Source organism: Streptococcus suis (assembly GCF_002960445.1).
GTDB lineage: Bacteria > Bacillota > Bacilli > Lactobacillales > Streptococcaceae > Streptococcus > Streptococcus hyiners.
Genome location: NZ_POJD01000110.1, coordinates 1 through 23,268, shown reverse-complemented (window position 1 = coordinate 23,268; position 23,268 = coordinate 1). Strand labels below are relative to the sequence as shown.

Annotated in this window: 20 protein-coding genes, 12 tRNA genes and 1 rRNA gene; 3 read left to right on the top strand and 30 right to left on the bottom strand. The window is 44.3% G+C overall.

Annotated features, from left to right (window positions below; translation table 11 throughout):
• Positions 1-5: 5 nt before the first annotated feature.
• The 7 genes from comGG to comGA are packed head-to-tail and all read right to left on the bottom strand — an operon-like array spanning position 6 to position 3,755.
• A complete protein-coding gene (gene comGG, locus C1G53_RS02665) occupies positions 6-521 on the bottom strand; it encodes a competence type IV pilus minor pilin ComGG (protein WP_105117573.1) in 516 nt (171 codons plus the stop codon).
• Positions 499-933: a competence type IV pilus minor pilin ComGF gene (gene comGF, locus C1G53_RS02660; protein WP_105117572.1), complete on the bottom strand. Its 435-nt coding sequence runs from the start codon at positions 931-933 to the stop codon at positions 499-501. The genes comGG and comGF overlap by 23 nt, the downstream gene beginning before the upstream one ends.
• Entirely contained in the window at positions 920-1,213 is a 294-nt protein-coding gene (gene comGE, locus C1G53_RS02655) for a competence type IV pilus minor pilin ComGE (RefSeq protein ID WP_105117571.1), read from the bottom strand. Before comGE ends, comGF begins: the two co-directional genes overlap by 14 nt.
• Complete coding sequence (comGD, locus tag C1G53_RS02650; protein ID WP_105117570.1) at positions 1,185-1,592, bottom strand: competence type IV pilus minor pilin ComGD; 408 nt, start codon at positions 1,590-1,592, stop codon at positions 1,185-1,187. The genes comGE and comGD overlap by 29 nt, the downstream gene beginning before the upstream one ends.
• Entirely contained in the window at positions 1,573-1,854 is a 282-nt protein-coding gene (gene comGC, locus C1G53_RS02645; RefSeq protein ID WP_105096850.1) for a competence type IV pilus major pilin ComGC, read from the bottom strand. The genes comGD and comGC overlap by 20 nt, the downstream gene beginning before the upstream one ends.
• A gap of 1 nt (position 1,855) precedes the next feature.
• A complete protein-coding gene (gene comGB, locus C1G53_RS02640; protein WP_238139090.1) occupies positions 1,856-2,893 on the bottom strand; it encodes a competence type IV pilus assembly protein ComGB in 1,038 nt (345 codons plus the stop codon).
• Positions 2,805-3,755 (bottom strand): competence type IV pilus ATPase ComGA, encoded by a 951-nt coding sequence (comGA, locus tag C1G53_RS02635; RefSeq protein WP_105117568.1) that lies wholly within the window; start codon positions 3,753-3,755, stop codon positions 2,805-2,807. Before comGA ends, comGB begins: the two co-directional genes overlap by 89 nt.
• Before the next feature lie 85 nt (positions 3,756-3,840).
• On the opposite strand from comGA, the gene C1G53_RS02630 reads away from it, so the two are divergent.
• The gene (locus C1G53_RS02630; protein ID WP_105117567.1) at positions 3,841-4,809 is read left to right on the top strand and encodes a S66 family peptidase; all 969 of its coding nucleotides are present in this window, start codon (positions 3,841-3,843) and stop codon (positions 4,807-4,809) included.
• Positions 4,810-4,818: 9 nt separating this feature from the next.
• Here the strand turns inward: C1G53_RS02630 and C1G53_RS02625 are convergent, their stop codons facing one another.
• The 4 genes from C1G53_RS02625 to pbp1b form a co-directional block, all read right to left on the bottom strand.
• Complete coding sequence (locus tag C1G53_RS02625; protein ID WP_105117566.1) at positions 4,819-5,178, bottom strand: DUF1033 family protein; 360 nt, start codon at positions 5,176-5,178, stop codon at positions 4,819-4,821.
• 149 nt (positions 5,179-5,327) lie between these two features.
• A complete protein-coding gene (gene rpoC / locus C1G53_RS02620) occupies positions 5,328-8,963 on the bottom strand; it encodes a DNA-directed RNA polymerase subunit beta' (protein WP_105117565.1) in 3,636 nt (1,211 codons plus the stop codon).
• A gap of 177 nt (positions 8,964-9,140) precedes the next feature.
• The gene (rpoB, locus tag C1G53_RS02615; protein WP_105117564.1) at positions 9,141-12,713 is read right to left on the bottom strand and encodes a DNA-directed RNA polymerase subunit beta; all 3,573 of its coding nucleotides are present in this window, start codon (positions 12,711-12,713) and stop codon (positions 9,141-9,143) included.
• Positions 12,714-13,277: 564 nt separating this feature from the next.
• Positions 13,278-15,686, bottom strand: a complete 2,409-nt coding sequence (gene pbp1b, locus C1G53_RS02610; protein WP_105117563.1) for a penicillin-binding protein PBP1B — start codon at positions 15,684-15,686, stop codon at positions 13,278-13,280.
• A gap of 123 nt (positions 15,687-15,809) precedes the next feature.
• On the opposite strand from pbp1b, the gene tyrS reads away from it, so the two are divergent.
• Both tyrS and C1G53_RS02600 read left to right on the top strand, forming a co-directional pair.
• Positions 15,810-17,066, top strand: a complete 1,257-nt coding sequence (tyrS, locus tag C1G53_RS02605; protein ID WP_105117562.1) for a tyrosine--tRNA ligase — start codon at positions 15,810-15,812, stop codon at positions 17,064-17,066.
• Between the two features lie 57 nt (positions 17,067-17,123).
• Entirely contained in the window at positions 17,124-17,501 is a 378-nt protein-coding gene (locus C1G53_RS02600; protein WP_105117561.1) for an HIT family protein, read from the top strand.
• Between the two features lie 31 nt (positions 17,502-17,532).
• On the opposite strand, the gene C1G53_RS02595 is transcribed toward C1G53_RS02600, so the two are convergent.
• From C1G53_RS02595 to rrf, 19 genes are all read right to left on the bottom strand, one after another.
• Positions 17,533-17,742, bottom strand: a complete 210-nt coding sequence (locus C1G53_RS02595; protein WP_105117560.1) for a heavy-metal-associated domain-containing protein — start codon at positions 17,740-17,742, stop codon at positions 17,533-17,535.
• The gene (locus C1G53_RS02590) at positions 17,739-18,185 is read right to left on the bottom strand and encodes a CopY/TcrY family copper transport repressor (RefSeq protein WP_161941360.1); all 447 of its coding nucleotides are present in this window, start codon (positions 18,183-18,185) and stop codon (positions 17,739-17,741) included. Before C1G53_RS02590 ends, C1G53_RS02595 begins: the two co-directional genes overlap by 4 nt.
• 105 nt (positions 18,186-18,290) lie before the next feature.
• Complete coding sequence (locus C1G53_RS02585; protein ID WP_105117558.1) at positions 18,291-19,805, bottom strand: zinc ABC transporter substrate-binding protein AdcA; 1,515 nt, start codon at positions 19,803-19,805, stop codon at positions 18,291-18,293.
• Positions 19,806-19,813: 8 nt separating this feature from the next.
• Complete coding sequence (locus tag C1G53_RS02580; protein ID WP_105117557.1) at positions 19,814-20,626, bottom strand: metal ABC transporter permease; 813 nt, start codon at positions 20,624-20,626, stop codon at positions 19,814-19,816.
• A complete protein-coding gene (locus C1G53_RS02575; RefSeq protein ID WP_105117556.1) occupies positions 20,619-21,323 on the bottom strand; it encodes a metal ABC transporter ATP-binding protein in 705 nt (234 codons plus the stop codon). Before C1G53_RS02575 ends, C1G53_RS02580 begins: the two co-directional genes overlap by 8 nt.
• Positions 21,324-21,767, bottom strand: a complete 444-nt coding sequence (locus C1G53_RS02570) for a zinc-dependent MarR family transcriptional regulator (protein ID WP_105117555.1) — start codon at positions 21,765-21,767, stop codon at positions 21,324-21,326.
• A 350-nt stretch (positions 21,768-22,117) separates the two neighbouring features.
• Positions 22,118-22,201 (bottom strand) — tRNA-Leu (locus tag C1G53_RS02565).
• Positions 22,202-22,212: 11 nt separating this feature from the next.
• Positions 22,213-22,284, bottom strand: a tRNA-Gln gene (locus C1G53_RS02560).
• A gap of 11 nt (positions 22,285-22,295) precedes the next feature.
• A tRNA-His gene (locus C1G53_RS02555) sits at positions 22,296-22,368 on the bottom strand.
• A gap of 7 nt (positions 22,369-22,375) precedes the next feature.
• Positions 22,376-22,446, bottom strand: a tRNA-Trp gene (locus C1G53_RS02550).
• Between the two features lie 7 nt (positions 22,447-22,453).
• Positions 22,454-22,534 (bottom strand) — tRNA-Tyr (locus C1G53_RS02545).
• A 15-nt stretch (positions 22,535-22,549) separates the two neighbouring features.
• A tRNA-Phe gene (locus C1G53_RS02540) sits at positions 22,550-22,622 on the bottom strand.
• Positions 22,623-22,631: 9 nt separating this feature from the next.
• A tRNA-Met gene (locus tag C1G53_RS02535) sits at positions 22,632-22,705 on the bottom strand.
• A 9-nt stretch (positions 22,706-22,714) separates the two neighbouring features.
• Positions 22,715-22,804, bottom strand: a tRNA-Ser gene (locus C1G53_RS02530).
• A gap of 8 nt (positions 22,805-22,812) precedes the next feature.
• A tRNA-Glu gene (locus tag C1G53_RS02525) sits at positions 22,813-22,884 on the bottom strand.
• 11 nt (positions 22,885-22,895) lie between these two features.
• A tRNA-Ile gene (locus C1G53_RS02520) sits at positions 22,896-22,969 on the bottom strand.
• Positions 22,970-23,003: 34 nt separating this feature from the next.
• Positions 23,004-23,074, bottom strand: a tRNA-Gly gene (locus C1G53_RS02515).
• A 6-nt stretch (positions 23,075-23,080) separates the two neighbouring features.
• Positions 23,081-23,153, bottom strand: a tRNA-Val gene (locus C1G53_RS02510).
• A gap of 5 nt (positions 23,154-23,158) precedes the next feature.
• Positions 23,159-23,268 (bottom strand): 5S ribosomal RNA (rrf, locus tag C1G53_RS02505); the annotation flags it as partial.

Here is a 23,268-nt window from a genome sequence, read left to right as displayed (position 1 = left end):
TTCAATCAATCTCGGCTTTTCATTCCAAATTGATAGCGATACTCTCTTCCGTCCCTTAATACTACCAACACTGACACTTGTTGATTTTTAACATGATAACTAGCCTGACCCTGTTGAAATAACATAGTTCCCCTATCTTCTATCAGTTTACCTTCCTCCTTTTTCTTAACACTCGTTTGAGCTGGTTTTTCTATCGTTTCTTGACTTTCTTTAGTTGATTGAGCCTCCTTTACTTCCTTCTTCTCAACAGTCTCGCTAACGACTATGTCATCTTCCTTCCTTTCATCTGTTTGGCTAGCTTCCTCCTTAGCAACCGCTTGACGCTCTTGCAAGTCCTCTTCGACTTGGTCCAAGACCATCTGAGCCATGATGTAGGCCGTCGTTTCTTGCCTCGCAACCTGAACTAAGCGACTTTCGGCTTCTTGGCGGTGGATATAAAACTGGAGCAAGAGACTAAAGACTGCCAGCATCAAGAGGGCATAGAGCAGGATGCCAGCCCTAACCTTTTTCTTTAAAAGCATAGATAAAGGTCCGCTCCTCCCCGTTTTTAAAGCTAAAGTCGATGCGCACCAGCTGGTTTTCTTGGGAAATGGCTGCGCTGTCCACCTGATAGAGCATGGGCTGATAGCCCTGTCCCCTGTCATTTGTTTTCCGAAAATCATCCGACCGTGACTTACCAAAGGCCAAAGCCTGACCAGCCTTGTCTACATAGACCTTGCCATTTTCAACCTTGACCAAGTCCGCCTGGTCCCACTCCGACCGCAACTGGCTAGAAAAGACCTGCCATTCCTTCTGTATGGTATGCCTTTGGTAATGCGCTTCTTGGACCAGCAGTTTTGACAAGCCTTCAAAGACCAAAAGGCTACCTGAAAGGATGACTAAGGCTACCAAGCATTCCAGGAGAGTAAAGGCAGGAATTTTACTTTTTAACAACCGATAAAACCTCCTTTCCCTCGTGGAAAACAATCATCTTATCCACTGTTCGTTGAACCTGAACTGTAACACCGTTTAAGGCTAGGCTATCTTGCTCGGTCTGAACAGCCATCTGTGCTAGATTGAGAACTTCCTGTTGTTCCAATTCCCAAGCCTGTCGCCTGCGACCTGTATCTACCGCAGTCAAAATCAAGCTGCAAATAGTTACTAGGGTCGCAAGGGCAACCAGACTTTCTAGCAGGATATAAGCCTTATTCTTCTGTTTTCTTATAGCGACCACTCCCTATATATAATTGATACTTGACTATTTTTTGACTAAGCCGAAAACGAATGTTAGACAGTGAGGAATTTCCTCCATTTTCTTCAAATTGGATGGTCTTCTCTTCCAATACTTTTACGTTTCTGGGCACCTCTACAGCCTGATGACCATTTGTCACTTCTTGTTCGCCGATAGTCAAGCTAATTGACTGGTGAGAACTAGCTGCCAATTTCTGGCTGTCTTTATAGATGGCTTCAAATTCCCAGAGAAAAATCTCTTCTTGAACAGATCTAAAAGCTGTTTGTACTGTTCCTGACAGGGAGACAGCTAAAAAACTAACAACAAATAAGGTCAGCAAGCTTTCTAGAAGAGTGAAGGCCTTATTTTTTCGCCTTAGCATACTCTTCTGCTTGTTTCTCAGTAATATAGCCAGCCGCCTGTAAGTCTGCCACCGTCGCTTCCTTATCATGCTCTAATTCATAGAGCTCCATCTGACTTTCTACAACCTTAACAACCGCTGCACCTCCTGACTCCTTAATCGCTTCTTTTTGCTTGCTCAAATTAGGCACAAATAGGAGCAGAAGCACACTAACAATGAGAAGCACTACTAACATTTCCACCAATGTGAAGGCTTTATTTTTCAATTTCATTAATTTTTTCATTTTATAACTCCATATTTTGATAAATCGGCAGCAACATGGCTGCGTAGATGAGAACGACCATTAGGGCCACAAAGAGAAAAACCAGCGGTTGGATTAGCTGCATGGCTCTATTGACCCGAGAGAAAAAATCCTCCCAACACTCAGCAGCATAGACTATCAACTCGCTCCCCAATTTGGACTTGACCTGACCGTACTCGACAATCAAACTCAACTCTCGCTTAAAAAAAGCGTAATTCTTAATGTGATCGTGAAAATCCTGACCATTTGATAGCGACTGCTCCAGGTCCTGGCCAATCTCCCGAAAGAGCTGCGATTGTTGCTCCTGCATCAGGCCCACAATCTGCGGCAGGTCCAGACCTTGCCCAATCAAACTCCCCCACTCCCTGGCGTAATAGGCCGTCAGGTAGGTTTGGATGAGTTTTCCGAAAAATGGCAGAGCTGCCAAACGGGAAAATGCCTTGATTTTGTTTGATTTACGAAACCAAACCAGACTAGCCATGATAGCCACCAAATTCAGACCACAGAGGGATAAAAAAATGGTCGGTAGATGATTAATCAGCGTGGTCGCTACATTACCTTCCTCCAACTGGGGCAGAAGATAGTTTTTCAAGCCAAGCATAATCAAAAGCAGAAAACCAAGCAAGATAACTGGATAGGTCGCCACCTCAATCAATTTTTTACGAACCTTGCTGACATTTTCCAGATAGGACTGGATATGGCTCAAACTCAGGCTGGTATTACCATGAACTTCTGCCAGAGCCACCTGTGTGACCACCGCATCTGAAAACCGCAAATCCGCCAGCAAACTTGAAAAAGGTTTGCCTGCAAGAAGACCATCGGATAAAACTTGTGTATATGGGTCTGCCAAAAGCTGACTACGCTTAAGAAAATCGACAATCTCTCCCAGATGAAAACCACTGGCAAAGAGATTATTAAACAGTTCAATGACCTTACGCTGGCGAACTAAGGGCAATTTTTTCTGTTTCTGCCTGCCGAAGACTGATATGTCCTGCTGCAAAAAGGCGATCAATTTGTTCATTCCACTGGTCTGCGGAATGGTTTTGGTAGTTTTCGTTTGCAAAATCCACTACACCTCCTCCCCCGATCAAACGTTGATAGGCAATGCCTTGAAGGGCATTGTTTAGCTCCTCAGGACTGACCCCCAGTTCCAACATACGGGCATAGACACCTGAAATAGACCTTGCATGAACTGTTGAGAAAACGGTAGCTCCCGTCAAGCTGGCTCGAATGACTGCTCGAGCGGTTTCCGCATCCCGAATTTCACCGATAATAAGCAGGTCCGGTCGATGACGGAGGGACAGTTTAATCAGATTGTCGTAGGTGGCTCCGATGGCTTCATTGAGCTGGAGTTGCAGCATATCCACCTGTTTGATTTCGACAGGATCCTCGATGGTCAAAATCTGCTTATCTGGGAATTTCAGCCTGGCAAGATGGTACATAAGTGTGGTCTTACCAGAGCCGACTGGACCCGAAAAAAGATAGAGCCCTCGTCCCTTGATTTCTTCTGCAAGCCGCTCGGCCGCCTCAAACCAGAACTTGAGTTCCTTGTCATTGTCATAGAGCAGGCGGATAACCAAGCTTTCCTTACCACGATAATCTCCGACAGTTGATAGGCGCAGGGAAATCTCGCCGTTCCCATAATCATAGTCACAGGAACCCTGCTGGCTACGGCGTTTTTCACCGACATTTAAACCTGCTAAGAACTTGAAATGGCTGATGATGGCTGTTACTTCCACCTCAGCCAGGTCTTGCACAAATTCCCGTTCGTCCATGATACGATGATAGACTTGGTAGTCCTGACCACGAGGAACCAGATAAATATCACTGACCCTATCCGCCACCGCCTTTTCAATCAACTTTCTTGCTTTTTCTTGAATCATAAAACCTCCTCACCCTATCTATTCGCAAGGAAACTTGATTTTCCATGCTTTTTTGTTAAAATAATAAAAAAGCTTGGAGGTTACTATGAAAAGATTAAAAAAAGGCGACCACATACGCGTAGTCAGCCCGTCATCTTCCATCGAAAGAATTGGTGGCTTCGAGGCCAATCTAACTGCCAAGGAAAAATTGGAAGACCTAGGCTTCAAGCTATCCTTTTCGGAGCATTATTTTGAAAATGATCTGTTTTACTCCGCTCCGATTGCCAGTCGTGTTGCGGACTTGGAAGCAGCCTTTGCGGATGAATCAGTTGATGCCATTCTGACAACCATTGGCGGTTTCAACTGCAATGAACTTTTGCCCTATCTGGATTTTGACCTCATTTCTCGTCATCCAAAGATTTTCTGTGGCTATTCAGATACGACTGCCCTGCTCAATGCTATCTACGCCAAGACAGGTATGCAAACCTACATGGGTCCAGCTTATTCAAGCTTCAAAATGGATTTGGGGCAAGAGTACCAAACAGAAGCCTGGCTCAAGGCTGTGACACAAGACTCCTTTGACTTGACCCCGAGTCCTGAATGGTCTAGCGACGCTTGGTACCTACCAGACGTCCCTCGCACCTTTTACCCAACAGAATGGAAAGTCTACAATCCAGGCCAAGCCTCTGGTATTGCCATTGGCGGAAACATCTCAACCCTCAACCTACTGACTGGAACAGAGTTTGCTCCCAGACCAGACGAATATATTCTATTTTTAGAGGAAGCGGAAGACGACGATTATCTCATTATCGCTCGTCACTTGACTGCCCTGTTGCAAGCCTATCCCAATCCTCAGGCGGTCGTCTTTGGACGTTTTCCAAAAGAAACCAAAATGACAGAGAAAATTTTGCTGGCAATTCTGGACAAACATCCTATTCTCAAGACTATTCCTGTTCTCTACGATTTGGACTTTGCCCATACCCAACCTCTTTTTACCATCACAATCGGAGGTCAAGTGGAAATCGACAGCCAGACCATGAGTCTACATTTTAAGACAAGAAAAAGCTCGGACTAATCCGAGCTTTTATGCTAATTTATCTTGCTTCATGCGACAGATTCGTAGACAGCTTTCTCCCGAATGGATCAACTCTTTTTTCAAATGCGGCTCTTCTACTTCAAGCAAAAGCAAGGAGTGATAGCGTTGCAATTCTTCATCACATTCTTCGCACCAATATCTATCTTCTTCATCCCAAAATGCCACCAAATGATCTTCTTTTTGCTTTGTTTTTGCATATTTTTCAGAAAAACGGTCACATTCTTTCCGAAAATATCTCTCAGCATCCTGCAAATCGTCAAAAGTTTCTTGGCTAACAATATCTTTTTCCCAGCCATCTACAAACCACCAGGGCTCAAAGTCCCCATACATTTTAATTACTTGATACATACTCTTACTTCCTTTAATGGATTTATTATAACGAAAAAAAAGAAGAGATGAAAAGATTTGGCTTGTAAATTATTTTACAAAGTATGGTCTTTTGCGACAATCCCAAAATAATAGGAAAACACAGCCCAAATCGAGCTGTGTTTTGTTGATTATTCTGTTACCATTTCTTCGGCAAGTTCTTGTGCTACTGTGTCTTCAATGATTTCAACTTCATTGACTGCTTGTGGTTCAAGATTACGGTAGCGGGCCATACCAGTACCTGCTGGGATAATCTTACCGATAATAACGTTCTCTTTCAGACCGAGAAGGTTATCTCGTTTACCACGAATAGCAGCATCTGTAAGGACACGAGTTGTTTCTTGGAAGGATGCGGCAGACAAGAATGAGTTGGTTTCAAGGGAAGCCTTAGTGATACCCATTAGGACTGGACGAGCTGTTGCAGGAATGCCACCAGCAATAACCACGTCAGCATTGGCATCTGTAAAGTCAGTGATATCCATGAGGGTACCCATGAGAAGATCTGTGTCGCCTGGATCCATGACACGAACTTTACGAAGCATTTGACGAACCATTACCTCGATGTGCTTGTCGCCGATTTCTACACCCTGGCTACGGTAAACTTTTTGAACTTCAGAAAGAAGGTAAGTTTCAACCGCCAAGACATCACGGACTTCAAGCAAGCGTTTTGGTTGGATAGAACCTTCGGTAAGAGCTGCTCCACGTGCAACTTGGTCACCAACTTCAACCTTCATACGGGCTGTAAATGGAACCACATATTCGCCTTCGCCAGTTTTACCTTTAACAAAGACTTTCTTGGTACGAGTTGCTGCATCTTCTTCGATGGCTGTAACTTCACCTTTGACCTCAGTGATAACCGCTTCCCCTTTCGGATTGCGGGCTTCAAAGATCTCTTGGACACGAGGAAGACCCTGCGTGATATCGCTGTTTGAGGCTACACCACCCGTGTGGAAGGTACGCATTGTAAGCTGTGTACCAGGCTCACCGATCGATTGGGCAGCGATTGTACCAACTGCTTCACCCACTTCAACCGCATCACCTGTTGCCAAGTTGATACCATAACAATGACGGCAGACACCGTGACGGGTGTTACATGTAAATACGCTACGGATAGTGACTTGTTCCACACCTGCATTGACAATTTCACGAGCAATGTCTTCGGTAATCAATTGGTTTGGACCAATGATAACGGCACCAGTTTCAGGGTGTTTAACAGTTTTCTTGCTGTAACGACCTTGTAAACGCTCTTCAAGTGGCTCGATCATTTCCTTGCCATCTGTGATTGAACGGATGTCAAGACCACGGTCTGTTCCACAGTCATCTTCACGAATGATGACATCTTGGGCAACGTCAACCAAACGACGAGTCAAGTAACCTGAATCGGCTGTCTTCAAGGCCGTATCCGTCATACCCTTACGGGCACCGTGAGTTGAGAAGAACATTTCCAATACCGAAAGACCTTCACGGAAGTTAGACAAGATTGGCAATTCCATGATACGTCCGTTCGGAGCTGACATCAGACCACGCATACCGGCCAACTGGGAGAAGTTAGAGATGTTACCACGGGCACCAGAGTCCATCATCATAACGATTGGGTTCTTAGGATCTTGTTTTTCAACTAGGCGTTTCTCCAATTTTTCCTTAGCGGAACGCCACTCATCTGTAACAGCTGCGTAACGCTCATCATCGGTAATCATACCACGACGGAATTGTTTCTTGATTTGTTCGACACGCTCGTGAGATTCTTCAATGATTTCAGCCTTGTTGTCGATAACTGGGATATCGGCAATCCCCACTGTCAAACCAGCAAGTGTTGAGTGATAGTAACCCAAGTCTTTCAAACGGTCAAGGAGGGCTGATGTTTCCGTTGTACGGAAACGCTTGAAGATTTCAGCGATGATGTTACCAAGATTTTTCTTCTTGAATGGTGGGTTGATTGGCAATGCTGCAATAGCAGCCTTGATATCTGAACCTGGTTCCAAGAAGTATTTATCAGGAGTTCCTTCTGTCAAGTTGGCATTGTTTGGCTCTTGCAAGTAAGGAAGTCCTTCAGGCATAATCGCGTTAAACAAGATTTTTCCGACAGTTGTCATCATAATCTTGTGCTTTTGGTTGTCTTTCCATGGCTTGGCCAAGCTATCCGTTGCGATACCTACACGAGTATGCAAGTGAACATAGCCATTTCGGTAAGCCATAACAGCCTCATCCGCATCCTTGAAGACCATGCCTTCACCTTCACGACCAGCATCCTCCATTGTCAAGTAGTAGTTACCCAAAACCATATCCTGAGATGGTGTTACGACTGGCTTACCATCTTTAGGGTTAAGGATGTGTTCTGCAGCAAGCATGAGGATACGAGCTTCTGCTTGTGCTTCTTCTGACAAGGGAACGTGAATGGCCATCTGGTCACCGTCAAAGTCGGCGTTGTAAGCTTCACAGACAAGCGGGTGCAAACGAAGGGCTTTACCGTCGATCAAAACTGGCTCAAAGGCCTGGATACCCAAACGGTGAAGGGTAGGTGCCCGGTTCAAGAGAACTGGGTGTTCTTTAATCACTTCTTCCAAGATGTCCCAAATGCGATCATCTCCACGTTCAATCAAGCGTTTTGCAGCTTTGACGTTACCAGCAATATCACGGGCAACGATTTCGCGCATGACAAACGGTTTGAAGAGCTCGATCGCCATTTCGCGTGGCACACCACATTGGTACATTTTAAGCGTTGGACCAACGGCGATAACGGAACGTCCTGAGAAGTCAACACGCTTACCAAGCAAGTTTTGACGGAAACGTCCTTGCTTACCTTTAAGCATGTGGCTGAGTGATTTAAGTGGACGGCTACCTGGTCCAGTGATTGGACGACCACGGCGACCGTTGTCAATCAAGGCATCCACAGCTTCTTGGAGCATCCGTTTTTCGTTTTGTACGATGATACCAGGAGCGTTCAGTTCCAAGAGACGAGCCAAACGGTTGTTACGGTTGATAACACGGCGGTAGAGTTCGTTCAAGTCAGACGCTGCAAAACGGCCACCATCCAACTGAACCATTGGACGCAAATCTGGCGGAATAACTGGAAGGATGTTGAGAATCATCCACTCAGGCTTATTGCCAGATTTATAGAAGGCATCGAGCACATCCAAACGGCGAACTGCTTTAATGCGTTTTTGACCAGAAGCTGTTTTCAATTCTTCTTTCAAAGCTGCGATTTCTTTTGGAAGATCAACTTGCTTCAAGAGGTCTTGAATAGCTTCTGCACCCATCTTAGCAACGAAAGAACCATAACCATGTTCACGCAAACGCTCACGGTATTCGCGCTCAGTCATGATTGACTTGTGCTCAAGTTTTGTGTCTTTTGGATCAATGACCACGTAGGCTGCGAAGTAAATAACTTCTTCAAGCGCACGCGGACTCATGTCCAAGGTCAAGCCCATACGGCTTGGAATACCTTTGAAATACCAAATGTGTGAAATTGGCGCTTTCAACTCAATGTGTCCCATACGCTCACGACGGACTTTGGCACGAGTTACTTCAACACCACAGCGGTCACAAGTAATCCCTTTATAACGGATACGCTTGTATTTACCACATGAACACTCCCAGTCTTTTGTTGGACCAAAGATGACTTCGTCAAATAGTCCATCACGTTCTGGTTTGAGTGTACGATAGTTGATTGTTTCAGGTTTTTTAACCTCACCGTAAGACCATGAACGAACCTTACTTGGTGAAGCTAACGTGATTTGCATACTTTTAAATCGATTTACGTCAACCACTAATAATCCCTTTCTTTTCTTGTGAGAGGCTGGATTCCCAAACCTCAAATTCTTGAACAATAAACAGCAGAATAAGTAGCTGATAAGCTATTCTTTCATCAATCCAATAGAGGAAGACCGTTGGTCCTCATCCCTTTCCGTTCTGAGATTTGGACCAACTTGTTCCATCCAATTGAATTACTCTTTGTCTTCCGCTTCTTCCGCTGCAAAGGCTGCCGCTGCGTCAGCTGCTGCTTTTGCACGTGCTTTTTCAAGATCATCTACGTGGATGATGTCATCATCTTCACCTTCATCAAGGTCACGCAATTCTACTTCATTGTTATCTTCATCAAGGACACGCATATCCAAACCAAGTGATTGCAATTCTTTGACAAGAACGCGGAATGATTCTGGAACACCTGGTTTTGGAATTGGTTTACCTTTGGTGATAGCTTCATAGGCTTTCAGACGGCCTGTCACATCATCTGACTTGTAAGTCAAGATTTCTTGAAGGACGTTTGAAGCACCGTAGGCTTCAAGGGCCCAAACCTCCATCTCACCGAAACGCTGACCACCAAACTGAGCCTTACCTCCGAGCGGCTGTTGGGTAACGAGTGAGTATGGTCCGACTGAACGAGCATGAAGCTTGTCGTCAACCATGTGGTGAAGCTTGATCATGTACATGACACCGACAGACACACGGTTGTCAAATGGCTCACCTGTACGTCCATCGTAAAGAATGGTCTTGGCATCTGAGTCCATACCTGCTTCTTTAACAGTTGACCAGAGGTCTTCTGAACTTGCACCATCGAAAACTGGTGTTGCGATATGGATGCCCAAGTTGCGAGCCGCCATACCCAAGTGAAGTTCCATAACCTGACCGATGTTCATACGTGATGGTACCCCAAGTGGGTTCAACATGATGTCAACTGGTGTTCCGTCTGGAAGATATGGCATATCCTCAACAGGTACAATACGTGAAACGACACCCTTGTTACCGTGACGACCGGCCATCTTATCTCCGACCTTGATCTTACGTTTTTGAGCGATGTAAACACGGACCAGCATGTTAACACCTGATTGCAATTCATCACCGTTGGCACGAGTAAAGATTTTCACATCACGAACGACACCATCGGCACCGTGTGGTACACGAAGAGAGGTATCACGAACTTCACGTGACTTATCACCGAAGATAGCGTGCAAGAGGCGCTCTTCAGCAGAAAGATCTTTTTCACCTTTTGGTGTGACTTTACCAACAAGAATATCGCCTTCTTTAACCTCAGCACCAATACGGATGATCCCCATTTCATCCAAGTTGCGAAGAGCATCTTCACCAACGTTTGGAATTTCACGTGTGATTTCTTCAGGTCCCAACTTGGTATCACGTGTTTCTGATTCGTATTCTTCCAAATGAACAGATGTATAGACATCGTCTTTCACAAGGCGTTCAGACATGATAACCGCGTCCTCGAAGTTGTAACCTTCCCAGGTCATATAGGCAACGATAGGGTTTTGACCAAGAGCCATTTCCCCACGTTCCATAGAAGGACCATCTGCGATGAAATCACCTTTTTCTACAACATCACCCAATTTAACAAGGGTACGTTGGTTGTAGGCAGTACCTGAGTTTGAACGACGGAATTTCTGAATGCTGTAAACATCCAAAGAGCCATCTTCACGACGAACTTCAACCTTATCTGCATCCGCGTAAACAACCTTACCATCGTGTTGAGCAATAACCGCAGCACCTGAGTCATGGGCAGCCTGGTATTCCATCCCAGTACCAACGTAAGGTGCTTTTGGATCAATCAATGGAACAGCCTGACGCTGCATGTTGGCACCCATGAGAGCACGGTTGGAGTCATCGTTTTCCAAGAAAGGAATACATGCTGTCGCAACGGCAACTACCTGCTTAGGTGAAACGTCCATGAAGTCTGCTGAGTCAGCAGCAAATTCTTGGTTGTTACCTTGGTGACGGCCCATTACAATCTTATCAACGAAACGGTTGTTTTCATCAAGTGGTGAAGTTGATTGTGCTACGATGTAGGCATCTTCTTCATCCGCTGTCAACCAAACAATTTCGTTTGTAACTGTACCAGTTGCACGGTCAATCTTACGGTATGGTGTTTGGATGAAACCATACTTGTTGAGGTGACCATAAGAAGACAAGTTGTTGATCAAACCGATGTTAGGTCCTTCAGGCGTTTCAATCGGACACATACGACCATAGTGTGTGTAGTGAACGTCTCGAACTTCATATCCTGCACGGTCACGGGTCAAACCACCAGGTCCCAAGGCTGACAAACGGCGTTTGTGCGACAACTCAGAAAGCGGGTTGTGTTGGTCCATGAACTGTGACAACTGGGATGAACCAAAGAATTCTTTGATTGCGGCTGTAACAGGACGGATATTGATGATTTGTTGTGGCGTCAATACTTCATTGTCTTGAACAGACATACGCTCACGCAAGTTACGTTCCATACGAGTCAAACCGATACGGACTTGGTTGGCAAGCAATTCACCAACGGCACGAATACGACGGTTACCCAAGTGGTCAATATCATCTACACGACCAAGACCCTCAGCCAAGTTGAGGAAGTAGCTCATCTCTGCCAAGATATCCGCAGGCGTTACTGTACGTACGTTTTCAGCCGGATTAGCATTACCAATCACTGTTACAACACGGTCTGGATCTTTTGGTGCAACAATCTTAAACTTCTGCAAGAGAACTGGCTCAAGAAGAACAGCATTATCATTTGGAATGTATTCTACCAAGTTGAGCTCATCGAATTGTGCTTCTACTTTTTCAAGCACATCACGGCTCAAGACAGTACCAGCTTCCAAGACGATTTCGCCTGTTTCACCGTTAATGACATGCTCAGCAAGTGTTTGGTTGAGCAAGCGAGTACGGAGGTTGAGTTTTTTATTAATCTTGTAACGACCAACAGGTGCCAAATCGTAACGACGTGGGTCAAAGAAACGAGCTGTCAAGAGGCTACGAGAGCTTTCGGCTGTCTTTGGTTCACCTGGACGAAGACGCTCATAGATTTCCTTGAGGGCTTCATCTGTACGAGAATCCGCTGGATTTTTATGAATATCTTTCTCAATAGTGTTGCGAACCAATTCGCTATCACCAAAGATGTCAAAGATTTCATCATCACCTGAGAAACCAAGTGCACGTACAAGCGTTGTAAATGGAATTTTACGCGTACGGTCGATACGAGTATAGGCAATATCTTTTGAGTCCGTTTCCAATTCCAACCAGGCACCACGGTTAGGGATTACCGTTGAACCATAACCAACCTTACCGTTCTTATCAACTTTATCGTTGAAATAAACACCTGGTGAACGAACCAACTGAGAAACGATGATACGCTCTGCACCGTTGATGATGAAGGTACCCATTTCAGTCATGATTGGGAACTCACCGAAGAAAACTTCCTGAGTTTTAATCTCGCCAGTTTCTTTATTCACTAGACGGAAAGTTACATAGATTGGAGCTGAGTAGTTGGCATCATGTGCACGCGCCTCTTCCAAAGTATATTTGGGTTGCTTCAACTCATAACCCACAAATTCCAATTCCATGGTATCCGTAAAGTTTGAAACTGGAAGTACATCTTCAAAGACTTCTTTCAAACCATAGTCAAGAAAATCTTTAAATGAATCCGTTTGGATTTCAATCAAATTTGGTAAATCAAGAACTTCCTTGATTCTTGAAAAACTACGACGGGTACGGTGTTTACCGTACTGAACTTCATGTCCTGCCAAAAGTTTTCTCCTTTGTATTAAGATACGAGGGCGTATAGCACTCCAAAAGAAAATAGGACATCGACGAAGCAATCAAAGGATTGCAAGGAGATGTATCTTTTTCTACAGGAGTGTAGCCCGAGTTCAATTAAAGATACTAAGCCGTAAGCAACTCAAAGAAAAATAAGCGGTAAGTCCAAAATCTTTGATTTTGTAGACGCACCCTCGTCAGAACGACTAGGGCTTTCTAGACCAATAGTCGAAGAAAGTTCAGTCGTTTACGACGCCACGAAGTAAACAAAAACAAAGCTCTACAAACCTTATCTTTTTTCACAGAGTTGTAGGCGAGTTCAATTATAATAGCCATAAAATGACCAGCACTTGTCCTTTTTCTGAATATTTAGAATTTTTAAGAATAAGTAACAATTCTCAATGTAATCCCTCATAGACACAAAAAGAGCAGCTAAATCTTCCTTATAAAAAGTTTGATTTAACTGCTGCAAGCCTTGTTTGGACAATATTTCAAACAAGACACACGACAAATTATTTACAAAATTATACCACAACTTCTTCCAAAAAGCAAGGCTAATTATTATTCTCTTGCTGACTTGTTGTTGGCTGAGTTTCAGACGATGGACTAGTATTGGTAGCTGAGGAACTAGAAGAACTTGGACGAGTAGAGTTGCTAGATTGATTTGAATTCGTAGCTGAACCAACTACGCTATTCCAAGCCTGTGCCCGATCGCTATCTGTACCACCGACCATAAAGTTGTAGCTCGTAACAGGAGCGCCATTTTTAGCCCAATAACTAGTAGTCGTCGCACCACCAATCATGACCTGGCGTCCATTTACTTGCGTTGCTCCTGCACGTTGACCTGTAGAGGCAACAACATTCGAAGCAATCACGCTACCATCCAACTCAAAGCGACCTGCAAACATATCTGCATTCACATTATAGAGCGCATTAACCATATGAGCGACATATTGCGAATTGTTGTGATAGCCTGTCCAAACATACATTTCTGAGTTATCATCATTTCCAGCCCAAGTCCCCAGAGTTACTTTTGGAGTTGATAACATGAGCCAGACGTCATTTACCTCGTTACTTGTTCCCGTTTTACCGACAAAGTCCGAAGCTGCTGCCTGAGGATTTAAGCCACTCAACCGATTCTTGAAGGTCGTTGTATAGCCCGAATTCACTACTTGGCGCAAGAGTTGGTTCATGATGCTTGCGGTGGCCTTGGAATAGACTTGAACAGGAGCTGCTTCATGCTGGTAAACAACTGTTCCATCTGTAGCTGTGATATTTTCAATAATGTAGTGTTTATTATAAACACCCCCATTGGCCAACGTCTGATAGGCGTTGGTATTCGTCAATACAGAGATTTCAACCCCTCCGCCCAACGGTACACTTTCAATATCATACATCGGAATATGATAGTTCATCTTTTCCATATATTCCTTGGCGTTAACACCTGCATTTTGAATCATCTTGTAGGTCCAAAATGCAGGAATGTTTACAGACATATCAATTGCCGTCTGCAAGTTCATCATGCCCGAACCTCGACTGGTTCCATACATGATTGGTTGGCCACTTGAGAAATTAGTTGGATAATCCGACAAAATACTTGCCGAACCGATTAAACCTTGGTCAATGGCGATACCATACGCCAATAAAGGTTTAATGGACGAAGCAGGCGAACGCAGGGTATCAAAGGCATGGTTGTTTTGGTTAGTCGCATAATCCCGACCACCAACGAAACCTAGAATAGCTCCTGTGGAATTGTCAATCAGCACACTGCCTGTTTCAACGTACACATTTCCATTATCCAACACTGAACCGTAATTAGCAACAACTGACTGCATGGTATCATAAATACCCTTATCAACTGTACTCTTAATGGTATAGCCACCTTGACTAAGCTCCTGCTTAGCCAACTCCTCATAGGAACTCCTTGTTGCATCGTTCTTCAAGTCATTATCAGAAACCTTATCACGTTTCACCAAGTAGTCAAACATGACTTGCTGAGCCTCTTCCATCACCTCATAATAGAGATAGTCTTTGGTATCAGCTGTCACAGGCGCTGGGGCAATGAAGTCCTGCTTAATATCGTAAGCCTTATAGGTGTCATATTCTTCCTTGGTCAAGAACGAAGCACGATACATATTGAAAAGAACATCTTGATAACGTTCGATACCGTAAACCATATCCTCATCCGACTTACGAGTACCATCGGAAGCATATGGGGAATAGACAATTGGACTTTGCGGTAGACCTGCAATAAAGGCTGCCTGTGGAACTGTCAACTCACTGGCAGGTTTGCCAAAAATTCCTTGAGCGGCAGCTTCTGCTCCCGCAATATTTCGACCTTGATTGTTCCGCCCAAACGGTGAAACGTTCAGATAGATGGTCAAAATCTCTTCCTTGGTCATATTGCGTTCCAGGGCCAAAGCTGAAATAATTTCATTCGCCTTTCGAGTAAAAGTCGGTGCATCTCCGACCAACTGTTGCTTAATGAGCTGCTGGGTCAAAGTAGAGCCACCACTGGATGACCCAAAGCCAACTGAACCTAGTGCCGCACGCAAAACAGCTTTTGGTACAACTCCGTTATGACTTTCAAAAGTTTCATCCTCTGTTGCAATAACTGCTTGCTTGAGGTAGTCCGATACATCACCAGCCCCAACTGGTACACGAAGCAAGTCCGAATTAACCTCTGCTACTAGGCTGCCGTCAGAATAGACTACTTTGGAAATCCGACTTACTTCTGAAACCTGTGTCAGCAGTTCCTCGGTCTTAGGCACCTCAACCTTGTCAAACAAACTCGCAACAAAACCAACTCCTATACCTGCACCAAAAAGAACAAATAGGAACAACAAGACAGAAATAGAATTGACCAACAATTTCAAGGTGCGAAGGAAAACACCGAAAGTATCTCCCAGCCCTAGAGCATTTGATTTATCTTTATGTTTTTGCTTATCTGATTTAGTCGTCATAGTAACTCCTTATCTTACCATTATACCAAATTTTGTTTATTTTCCACAATTTCATGGTATAATAAGGGAGAATTTTTATTGGTTAGATGTGGTTTTTATCACATTCTATTTAAGGAGAAACGCATGAACATTTTTGAAGAACTAAAAGCACGTGGCTTGGTCTTTCAAACGACAGACGAAGAAGCCTTGGTGAAAGCATTGACAGAAGGACAAATATCTTACTACACAGGCTATGATCCAACAGCAGACAGCTTGCACTTGGGCCACTTGGTTGCAATTCTAACCAGCCGTCGCTTGCAGTTGGCTGGTCACAAGCCTTACGCCCTAGTTGGTGGAGCTACTGGTCTGATTGGCGACCCTTCCTTCAAGGATGCGGAGCGCAGCTTGCAGACCAAAGACACCGTGGACGGTTGGGTTGATAAAATCCAAGGACAGCTTTCTCGCTTCTTGGATTTTGAAAATGGTGACAACAAGGCTGAAATGGTCAACAACTACGACTGGTTCTCAGACATCAGCTTTATCGACTTCCTCCGCGATGTCGGCAAATACTACACAGTCAACTACATGATGAGCAAGGACTCTGTGAAAAAACGGATTGAAACAGGGATTTCCTATACCGAGTTTGCCTACCAAATCATGCAGGGCTATGACTTCTACGAGCTTAATGACAAGCACAATGTGACCCTACAAATCGGTGGTTCTGACCAGTGGGGCAACATGACAGCAGGTACTGAATTGCTTCGCCGCAAGGCTGACAAGTCTGGTCACGTGATGACTGTTCCTCTTATCACAGACTCGACTGGTAAGAAGTTCGGTAAGTCAGAGGGCAACGCTGTTTGGTTGGATGCTGACAAGACTTCTCCATATGAAATGTACCAATTCTGGCTCAATGTCATGGACGACGATGCCGTTCGTTTCTTGAAAATCTTTACTTTCTTGTCATTAGATGAGATAGCTGAGATTGAAGAAAAATTTGACGCTGCCCGTCATGAACGCCTGGCTCAAAAGATTTTGGCCAAAGAAGTCGTGACCTTGGTACACGGTGAAGAAGCCTATAACCAAGCCCTTAACATCACCGAGCAATTGTTCGCAGGCAACATCAAAAACCTGTCCGCAAAAGAGCTCAAGCAGGGTCTCAGCAACGTGCCAAACTACGCTGTACAGGCTGAAGACAACCTTAACATCGTAGAACTTCTAGTTACCTCTGGTATTGTCAACTCAAAACGCCAAGCTCGTGAGGATGTGCAAAATGGTGCTATTTATGTCAACGGCGAGCGTGTGCAGGACTTGGAGTATAGCCTTTCTGACAGCGACAAAATTGACGGCGAATTGACCGTTATCCGCCGTGGGAAGAAGAAGTATTCTGTGTTGACTTATTAAGATTTTTCAAGGAAATCCACCGTGATTTCCTTTTGTTCTATCAATAGGAGAACAGCTATGACCTGTGTTTTTTGCCACCAACTCAAAGAAGAAGATATTCTCTACCAGACAGAGCATTTCAAGATAGTCTGGGACATTGACCCTATTCAAACTGGGCATCTGTTGATTATCAGCAAAGACCACTATGACACGCTCAGCCAAGTCCCTCCTGCTGTTCGCTATGAACTATCGGACTTGGAAGTTTTTTTGACTGAGAAACTCTGTCAAACATTGGCAATTGACGGTGTGACACTTGCTTGCAATGACCGCCTGTTTGACACAGGCACCCATTTCCATGTCCATCTCATCCCACGCTTTCGAGAAGACGGTTTCTGGGACCAGATTAGGCTTACGCAAGCCCAGCTGGACCTGAACAAACTCCTCAAAGCATTATAAAAAGCAGCCCGACAGCTGCTTTTTATTTTATTTACACCAACTCTTCTACTTCATAGATGGTATCGTCCAAGGCCTCTTGGTAGCCTTCCAAATCATAGGCCACCGAAGTTTCCACTTCCGCCAACTGCCCTTCCAGCTGGATTTTCACTTCTTCCACCCCGTCCAAGCCCAAGAGGTGATTGGTTACGTGTTTGACACAGTTCTGACAGGATAAGTTTTTCAATTTCAAGGTTTGCTTCATGTTCGTTCTCCTTTCGTATGATGTCCACAGGTACATTGACCTGCTAAGCATTGACAAGCGATGCGCTCAGGTGCAGTCTTTTGAAGCTGCCATATCTTGCTGGCTAGATTTTCTAGGCTTTTTTTGGAAAATGTCCCTGTGTCTAGCAAGCTTTCGACCAGCTGTCCCTGTTTGGTGGAACATATGGTAGCCAGTAAGAGTTCCACCTGCGCCTGCAAATGTTCTTCCTCACTGATCAGCGGATAATAGTGATATTTGCTGGTTTCCTTGACCATTCTCAGATAGTCTTTCTTCCGTAGACGTCCCAAAAGGGTCTTAATGGTCGTTGCCTGCCAGTCAAAGCCCTCCTGCAAAGCCTGAATAATTTCCTGCGAAGTTGCACCAGGCCGAGCCCACAAGACCCGCATGACCTGCCACTCCGCAGCTGAAATCGTCTGCTCCACAAACTCACCTCCAACCAATCGTATTTCTAAAATTAGTTTACATTTGTAGTCAAAAAATGTCAAGAAAAAGAGCCAAGCAGTTTACTCGGCCCTTCTCTTCTAGTATTAGTGTGCTAGCATCTCTTGAGCAATTTCAAAACCAGTCATACCAACAGGATAGTAAGTTGGCCAGTTTTCCATTTCTTCAAAGAGTTTTTCTTGGCTCTCACCACCGAAGAAGATGTGGAAGTGACCTGTCTTCACAGGAGCAATATTATGATCGCTAAACTGCACATACTTGTAGTTTCCGGCATTGGCATCTGTCGCTTCAAATAAGAAACGAACACCACGATTACCTTTCTTATAAGTTAAAATCTTATAACCCACATATTTATAGGTGAATTTTTGCTTCTTATCACCCACTACAAATTCCATAGTGTTGTCTGTGATGTTGATCTGATTGACATCTGTCTTGTAACCAGTATCGTAATAAGTCTTGTATTCTTCAGCTGTCATACCACCTTTGAGCTTAGCCTTGTAGTCCCAAACCTGGTCAAACGTGCCATCAAGCAAATATGGGTAAACAGACTGCCATTCGCCAGCATAATCTGACAGAGTGCGATCTTTAACAGCACTGTCTTCAAAGTAGCCATTGTAGACTGTTTTGGTTGTGACCTCTCCCTCTTCTGGCAAAACTTCAGAACCAGCTTGGGAAGTCGTCTTCTCAAGCGCAGTCAAATTGTCCTCCATCACAGAGATATAATCTTCTCCATTTTTCATCGCCTCATCCGTCAAACTTTCAAGCGGATTGAGAACATCTAGCTCCACACCCGTTTCTTTGGCAAGTGTTTCAGCTACAGATTTTGAGGCATTTTCTTCAAAATAGATATACTTAATACCATATTGCTTGATATATTCAGTCAATTCAGCCAAACGAGTCGGAGTTGGATCTTCATCCGCAGCAACACCTGTAATAGAAACTTGTTTCAAGCCATAATCCAAAGCCAAGTATGCAAAGGCAGTGTGTTGAGTTACAAAGTATTTTTGCTTAGCCACTGACAAGGTTTCAGTGTATTGAGAATGTAGAGCTTCTAACTTTTCAATATAGGCAGCAGCATTTTTCTCAAAAACAGCCTTCTTATCCGGGTAATTTGCAATCAAACTATCACGGATATTCTCTACAAGTGTGATGGCACGTTCTGGGGACAACCATACATGCGGATCATAAGCATGGCTATGTCCTTCCTCACTATGATCATGCTCCTCGTGCCCCTCTTCTCCACCAGGCAAGAGCAACATTCCCTCAGTTGCACTGATAACATCTACTTTCTCTGTATCCACCGAATCTTCAATATCATGGATCCAAGTTTCCATGTTTTCATTTTCATAAATGAATGCATCTGCCTCTTGGATACGGGCAATATCTTTAGCTGAAGGCTCATAACCATGAACCTCTGTCCCTGCTTTAATCAACAACTCTACATTGGCTTCATCTCCTGTTACCTGTTTCGTGAATTCGTAAACAGGATAAAACGTCGTGACGATATCCAACTTGCCATCTTCCTGAGAAGCTGTGCTATTGCCACAAGCAGCTAACAATAAGGCTGAAGCAGACAAGAATAACAAACCAATTTTTTTCATATATACTCCTATTTTTTAAATTTTTGCATCACATTCACCAGTAAGAAAATACTGATAAAAATCAAGGTAATACTTGCACTAGCAGGCGTTTCTGCATAGTAAGATGTCAACAAGCCCGTAACCATTCCCAAGAAACCAACCAGCATACCAATCAAGATAACTGCCTTAAAACTCTTACCTAAGCGAAGGGCAATGGAGGCCGGTAAAACCATAATGGTCGACACCAACAAGGCACCCGCTGCGGGGATCATCAGGGCAATGGCGACACCAGTCACCACATTAAAAGCAATGGACATCGCCCGCACAGGTAAGCCATCCACAAAAGCTGTATCTTCATCAAAAGTCAAAATATACATCGGCCGTAGAAACAGCAAGGTCAATACAATAACAATCACAGCGATAGCAAATAAGGCAAATACCTGCTCTTGACTAATGGTTACAATCGAACCGAATAAATATTGTTCCAGGCTCAATCCCGACTTCCCGCCTGACTTATTCATAACAATCAGGGAAATAGCCAAGCCTGTCGACATGAGAATAGCCGTCCCGATTTCCATAAAGTTTTTATAAATGGTCCGCAGGTATTCCAGAAATACCGCTGCCACAATGACAATCAGAACTGTCGAAAGCGTCGGTGAAATCCCCAAGACCAGACCAAAAGCCACACCAGCTAAAGAAACGTGACTGAGAGTATCCGACATCAGACTCTGCCTTCTCAAGATGAGAAAAACTCCCAGAACAGGCGAAAACAAGCTCATGGCTATGATGGCTAGAAAAGCCCTTTGCATGAAATCATAGTTGAAAACAGATAAATCAAGCATTGGACACCTCCTCATCCGCTTCGTGGACGTTAAAACAACGCCAAGGAGATTGCTGATCTCGCACCAGATGAATATTTCGGTCTGCATACTGACTTAACTCATCAGGATCATGGGTAATCATCAAAACAGCCTTCCCATGCTTTTTAGCCGAGTGGTGCATGAGTTGGTAAAAAGCATCCTTGGTTCCAGCATCCATACCCGTTGTCGGTTCATCTAGGATAAAAATATCTGGATCCGAAGCGAACATCCTGGCAATGACAGCACGTTGTTTCTGTCCCCCGCTCAAAGACCCCAATTTCTTATCCCTGTGTTCCCACATACCTACTGCTTCCAAACTAATCCGAATATGTTCCTCATCATGTCCAGTGAGCCGACGAAACCAACCCTGACGTGGATAGCGACCTGATTTTACAAATTCATAAACCGTGCTCGGAAAACCAGCATTAAAGCTAGCAATCTGCTGAGGCAAATAGGCCATGCGCAACTTTTTACCCTTAACACTTTTCTCTGCAAAGGTCACTTTTCCAATCCTAGGCTTTAGAATACCCAAGGTAGCCTTTATCAAAGTTGTCTTAGCAGCTCCATTTTCTCCAGTTAGAGTAACAAACTCCCCGCTATCCAAATGATAATGGATATGTTCCAATACAGGTTCCTTATCATAATAGAAGGATAAATCCTCCACACTTATATATCTCATCTATCTTCTAATTTTCTCCACTAAATCATTCATAAAGCGACTAATAACTTCTTGTTCACTTTCACTATAATGTGACAATAAGTGCTCATAAGCCTCCAAAGTATGAGCGTGATGATGGGCATGTTCAGCCGCTATTGGCTTAGCAGCTTCCGTCAAACTAAAACGCACAACACGAGCATCCTTTGTATCCCTTACAGCAACCAAAAGTCCCTGCGTCATCAAAGCTTTTGTTGCTTTGGTAATTGCAGCCTGACTAACATTCAGTTCCTTAGCAATTTCCGTATTGGTATAGGCAGCCTTTTCAATCAACATCAAAATATGCTCTTGCGTATTTGTTAATTTGACTGAACTCTGACAACTACCAACTAAAATCTCTAATTGGTTCTCAGAGCTTAAAACAATTTCATGTAAACATTTTTCAATCTGTGATGCAAGATGACTCATACAATTTCCTTAACTCTTTAATTAACTTGTTAAGTATATCATAGAAAAAAAGAAAAGACAAGGAAAATATGAAAATTATTTACAAAATTTCAACTACATATAACAAATGCAATCCTATATATATCACCTCATAATTTATAACAGCCCTACAATAGATATCTCTAGCCCCTACTACTGACTAACTAAACCCTTCACTCTATAATTTTTCAGATCAAACTAATGGCAGATAAAACAACCTATAAATGTGGGCATACATCTCCTCACTACAGTTGACAAAGAGCCCCTTAAAAAAAGAAAATTAAAAGCACAAAACAAAAGACAAGGCTAAGAAACCTTGTCTTTTTCAACTATACCGGCGGCCGGGGTCGAACCGGCACGTCCTTGCGGACACTGGATTTTGAGTCCAGCGCGTCTGCCAATTCCGCCACGCCGGCATATAGTTTAACTGGGGTAGCTGGATTCGAACCAACGCATGAGGGAGTCAAAGTCCCTTGCCTTACCGCTTGGCGATACCCCAATATTAAAATAGGCGAGTGAGGGGAATCGAACCCCCGAATGTCAGAGCCACAATCTGATGTGTTAACCACTTCACCACACCCGCCATAAAACACGGGCAGTAGGAATTGAACCCACACTGAAGGTTTTGGAGACCTTAGTTCTACCTTTAAACTATGCCCGTAAAGGTATGGAGAGAGAGGGATTCGAACCCCCGAACCCGAAGGAGCGGATTTACAGTCCGCCGCGTTTAGCCACTTCGCTATCTCTCCAAAATATTAAATTAATGGCGCGAGACGGAATCGAACCGCCGACACATGGAGCTTCAATCCATTGCTCTACCAACTGAGCTACCGAGCCATAAGAATATTGCGGGAGCAGGATTTGAACCTACGACCTTCGGGTTATGAGCCCGACGAGCTACCTAGCTGCTCCATCCCGCGATAATGAAAAGGAGGATGTGGGATTCGAACCCACGCACGCTTTTACACGCCTGACGGTTTTCAAGACCGTTCCCTTCAGCCGGACTTGGGTAATCCTCCAAAAAATATAGTCCGTACGGGATTCGAACCCGTGTTACCGCCGTGAAAAGGCGGTGTCTTAACCCCTTGACCAACGGACCATAATTTATAATGGGCACGAGTGGAATCGAACCACCGACCTCACGCTTATCAGGCGTGCGCTCTAACCATCTGAGCTACGCGCCCAAACACTTGTTTGGGTTTATGAACAATCGTTCAAAGCGGGTGACGAGAATCGAACTCGCGACAACAGCTTGGAAGGCTGTAGTTTTACCACTAAACTACACCCGCTTTTAATGGGAGTTAACGGGATCGAACCGCTGACCCTCTGCTTGTAAGGCAGATGCTCTCCCAGCTGAGCTAAACTCCCTATTCGCTAAGCGACTACCGTATCTCACAGGGGGCAACCCCCAACTACTTCAGGCGTTCTAGGGCTTAACTGCTGTGTTCGGCATGGGAACAGGTGTATCTCCTAGGCTATCGTC

What these genes read in the sequence shown, in the direction of transcription:
- comGG (WP_105117573.1), bottom strand. Translation starts at nt 521, where the DNA reads ATGCTTTTAAAGAAAAAGGTTAGGGCTGGCATCCTGCTCTATGCCCTC.
- comGD (WP_105117570.1), bottom strand. Translation starts at nt 1,592, where the DNA reads ATGCTAAGGCGAAAAAATAAGGCCTTCACTCTTCTAGAAAGCTTGCTG.
- comGC (WP_105096850.1), bottom strand. Translation starts at nt 1,854, where the DNA reads ATGAAAAAATTAATGAAATTGAAAAATAAAGCCTTCACATTGGTGGAA.
- comGB (WP_238139090.1), bottom strand. Translation starts at nt 2,893, where the DNA reads ATGAACAAATTGATCGCCTTTTTGCAGCAGGACATATCAGTCTTCGGC.
- comGA (WP_105117568.1), bottom strand. Translation starts at nt 3,755, where the DNA reads ATGATTCAAGAAAAAGCAAGAAAGTTGATTGAAAAGGCGGTGGCGGAT.
- C1G53_RS02630 (WP_105117567.1), top strand. Translation starts at nt 3,841, where the DNA reads ATGAAAAGATTAAAAAAAGGCGACCACATACGCGTAGTCAGCCCGTCA.
- C1G53_RS02625 (WP_105117566.1), bottom strand. Translation starts at nt 5,178, where the DNA reads ATGTATCAAGTAATTAAAATGTATGGGGACTTTGAGCCCTGGTGGTTT.
- pbp1b (WP_105117563.1), bottom strand. Translation starts at nt 15,686, where the DNA reads ATGACGACTAAATCAGATAAGCAAAAACATAAAGATAAATCAAATGCT.
- tyrS (WP_105117562.1), top strand. Translation starts at nt 15,810, where the DNA reads ATGAACATTTTTGAAGAACTAAAAGCACGTGGCTTGGTCTTTCAAACG.
- C1G53_RS02600 (WP_105117561.1), top strand. Translation starts at nt 17,124, where the DNA reads ATGACCTGTGTTTTTTGCCACCAACTCAAAGAAGAAGATATTCTCTAC.
- C1G53_RS02595 (WP_105117560.1), bottom strand. Translation starts at nt 17,742, where the DNA reads ATGAAGCAAACCTTGAAATTGAAAAACTTATCCTGTCAGAACTGTGTC.
- C1G53_RS02585 (WP_105117558.1), bottom strand. Translation starts at nt 19,805, where the DNA reads ATGAAAAAAATTGGTTTGTTATTCTTGTCTGCTTCAGCCTTATTGTTA.
- C1G53_RS02580 (WP_105117557.1), bottom strand. Translation starts at nt 20,626, where the DNA reads ATGCTTGATTTATCTGTTTTCAACTATGATTTCATGCAAAGGGCTTTT.
- C1G53_RS02575 (WP_105117556.1), bottom strand. Translation starts at nt 21,323, where the DNA reads ATGAGATATATAAGTGTGGAGGATTTATCCTTCTATTATGATAAGGAA.
- C1G53_RS02570 (WP_105117555.1), bottom strand. Translation starts at nt 21,767, where the DNA reads ATGAGTCATCTTGCATCACAGATTGAAAAATGTTTACATGAAATTGTT.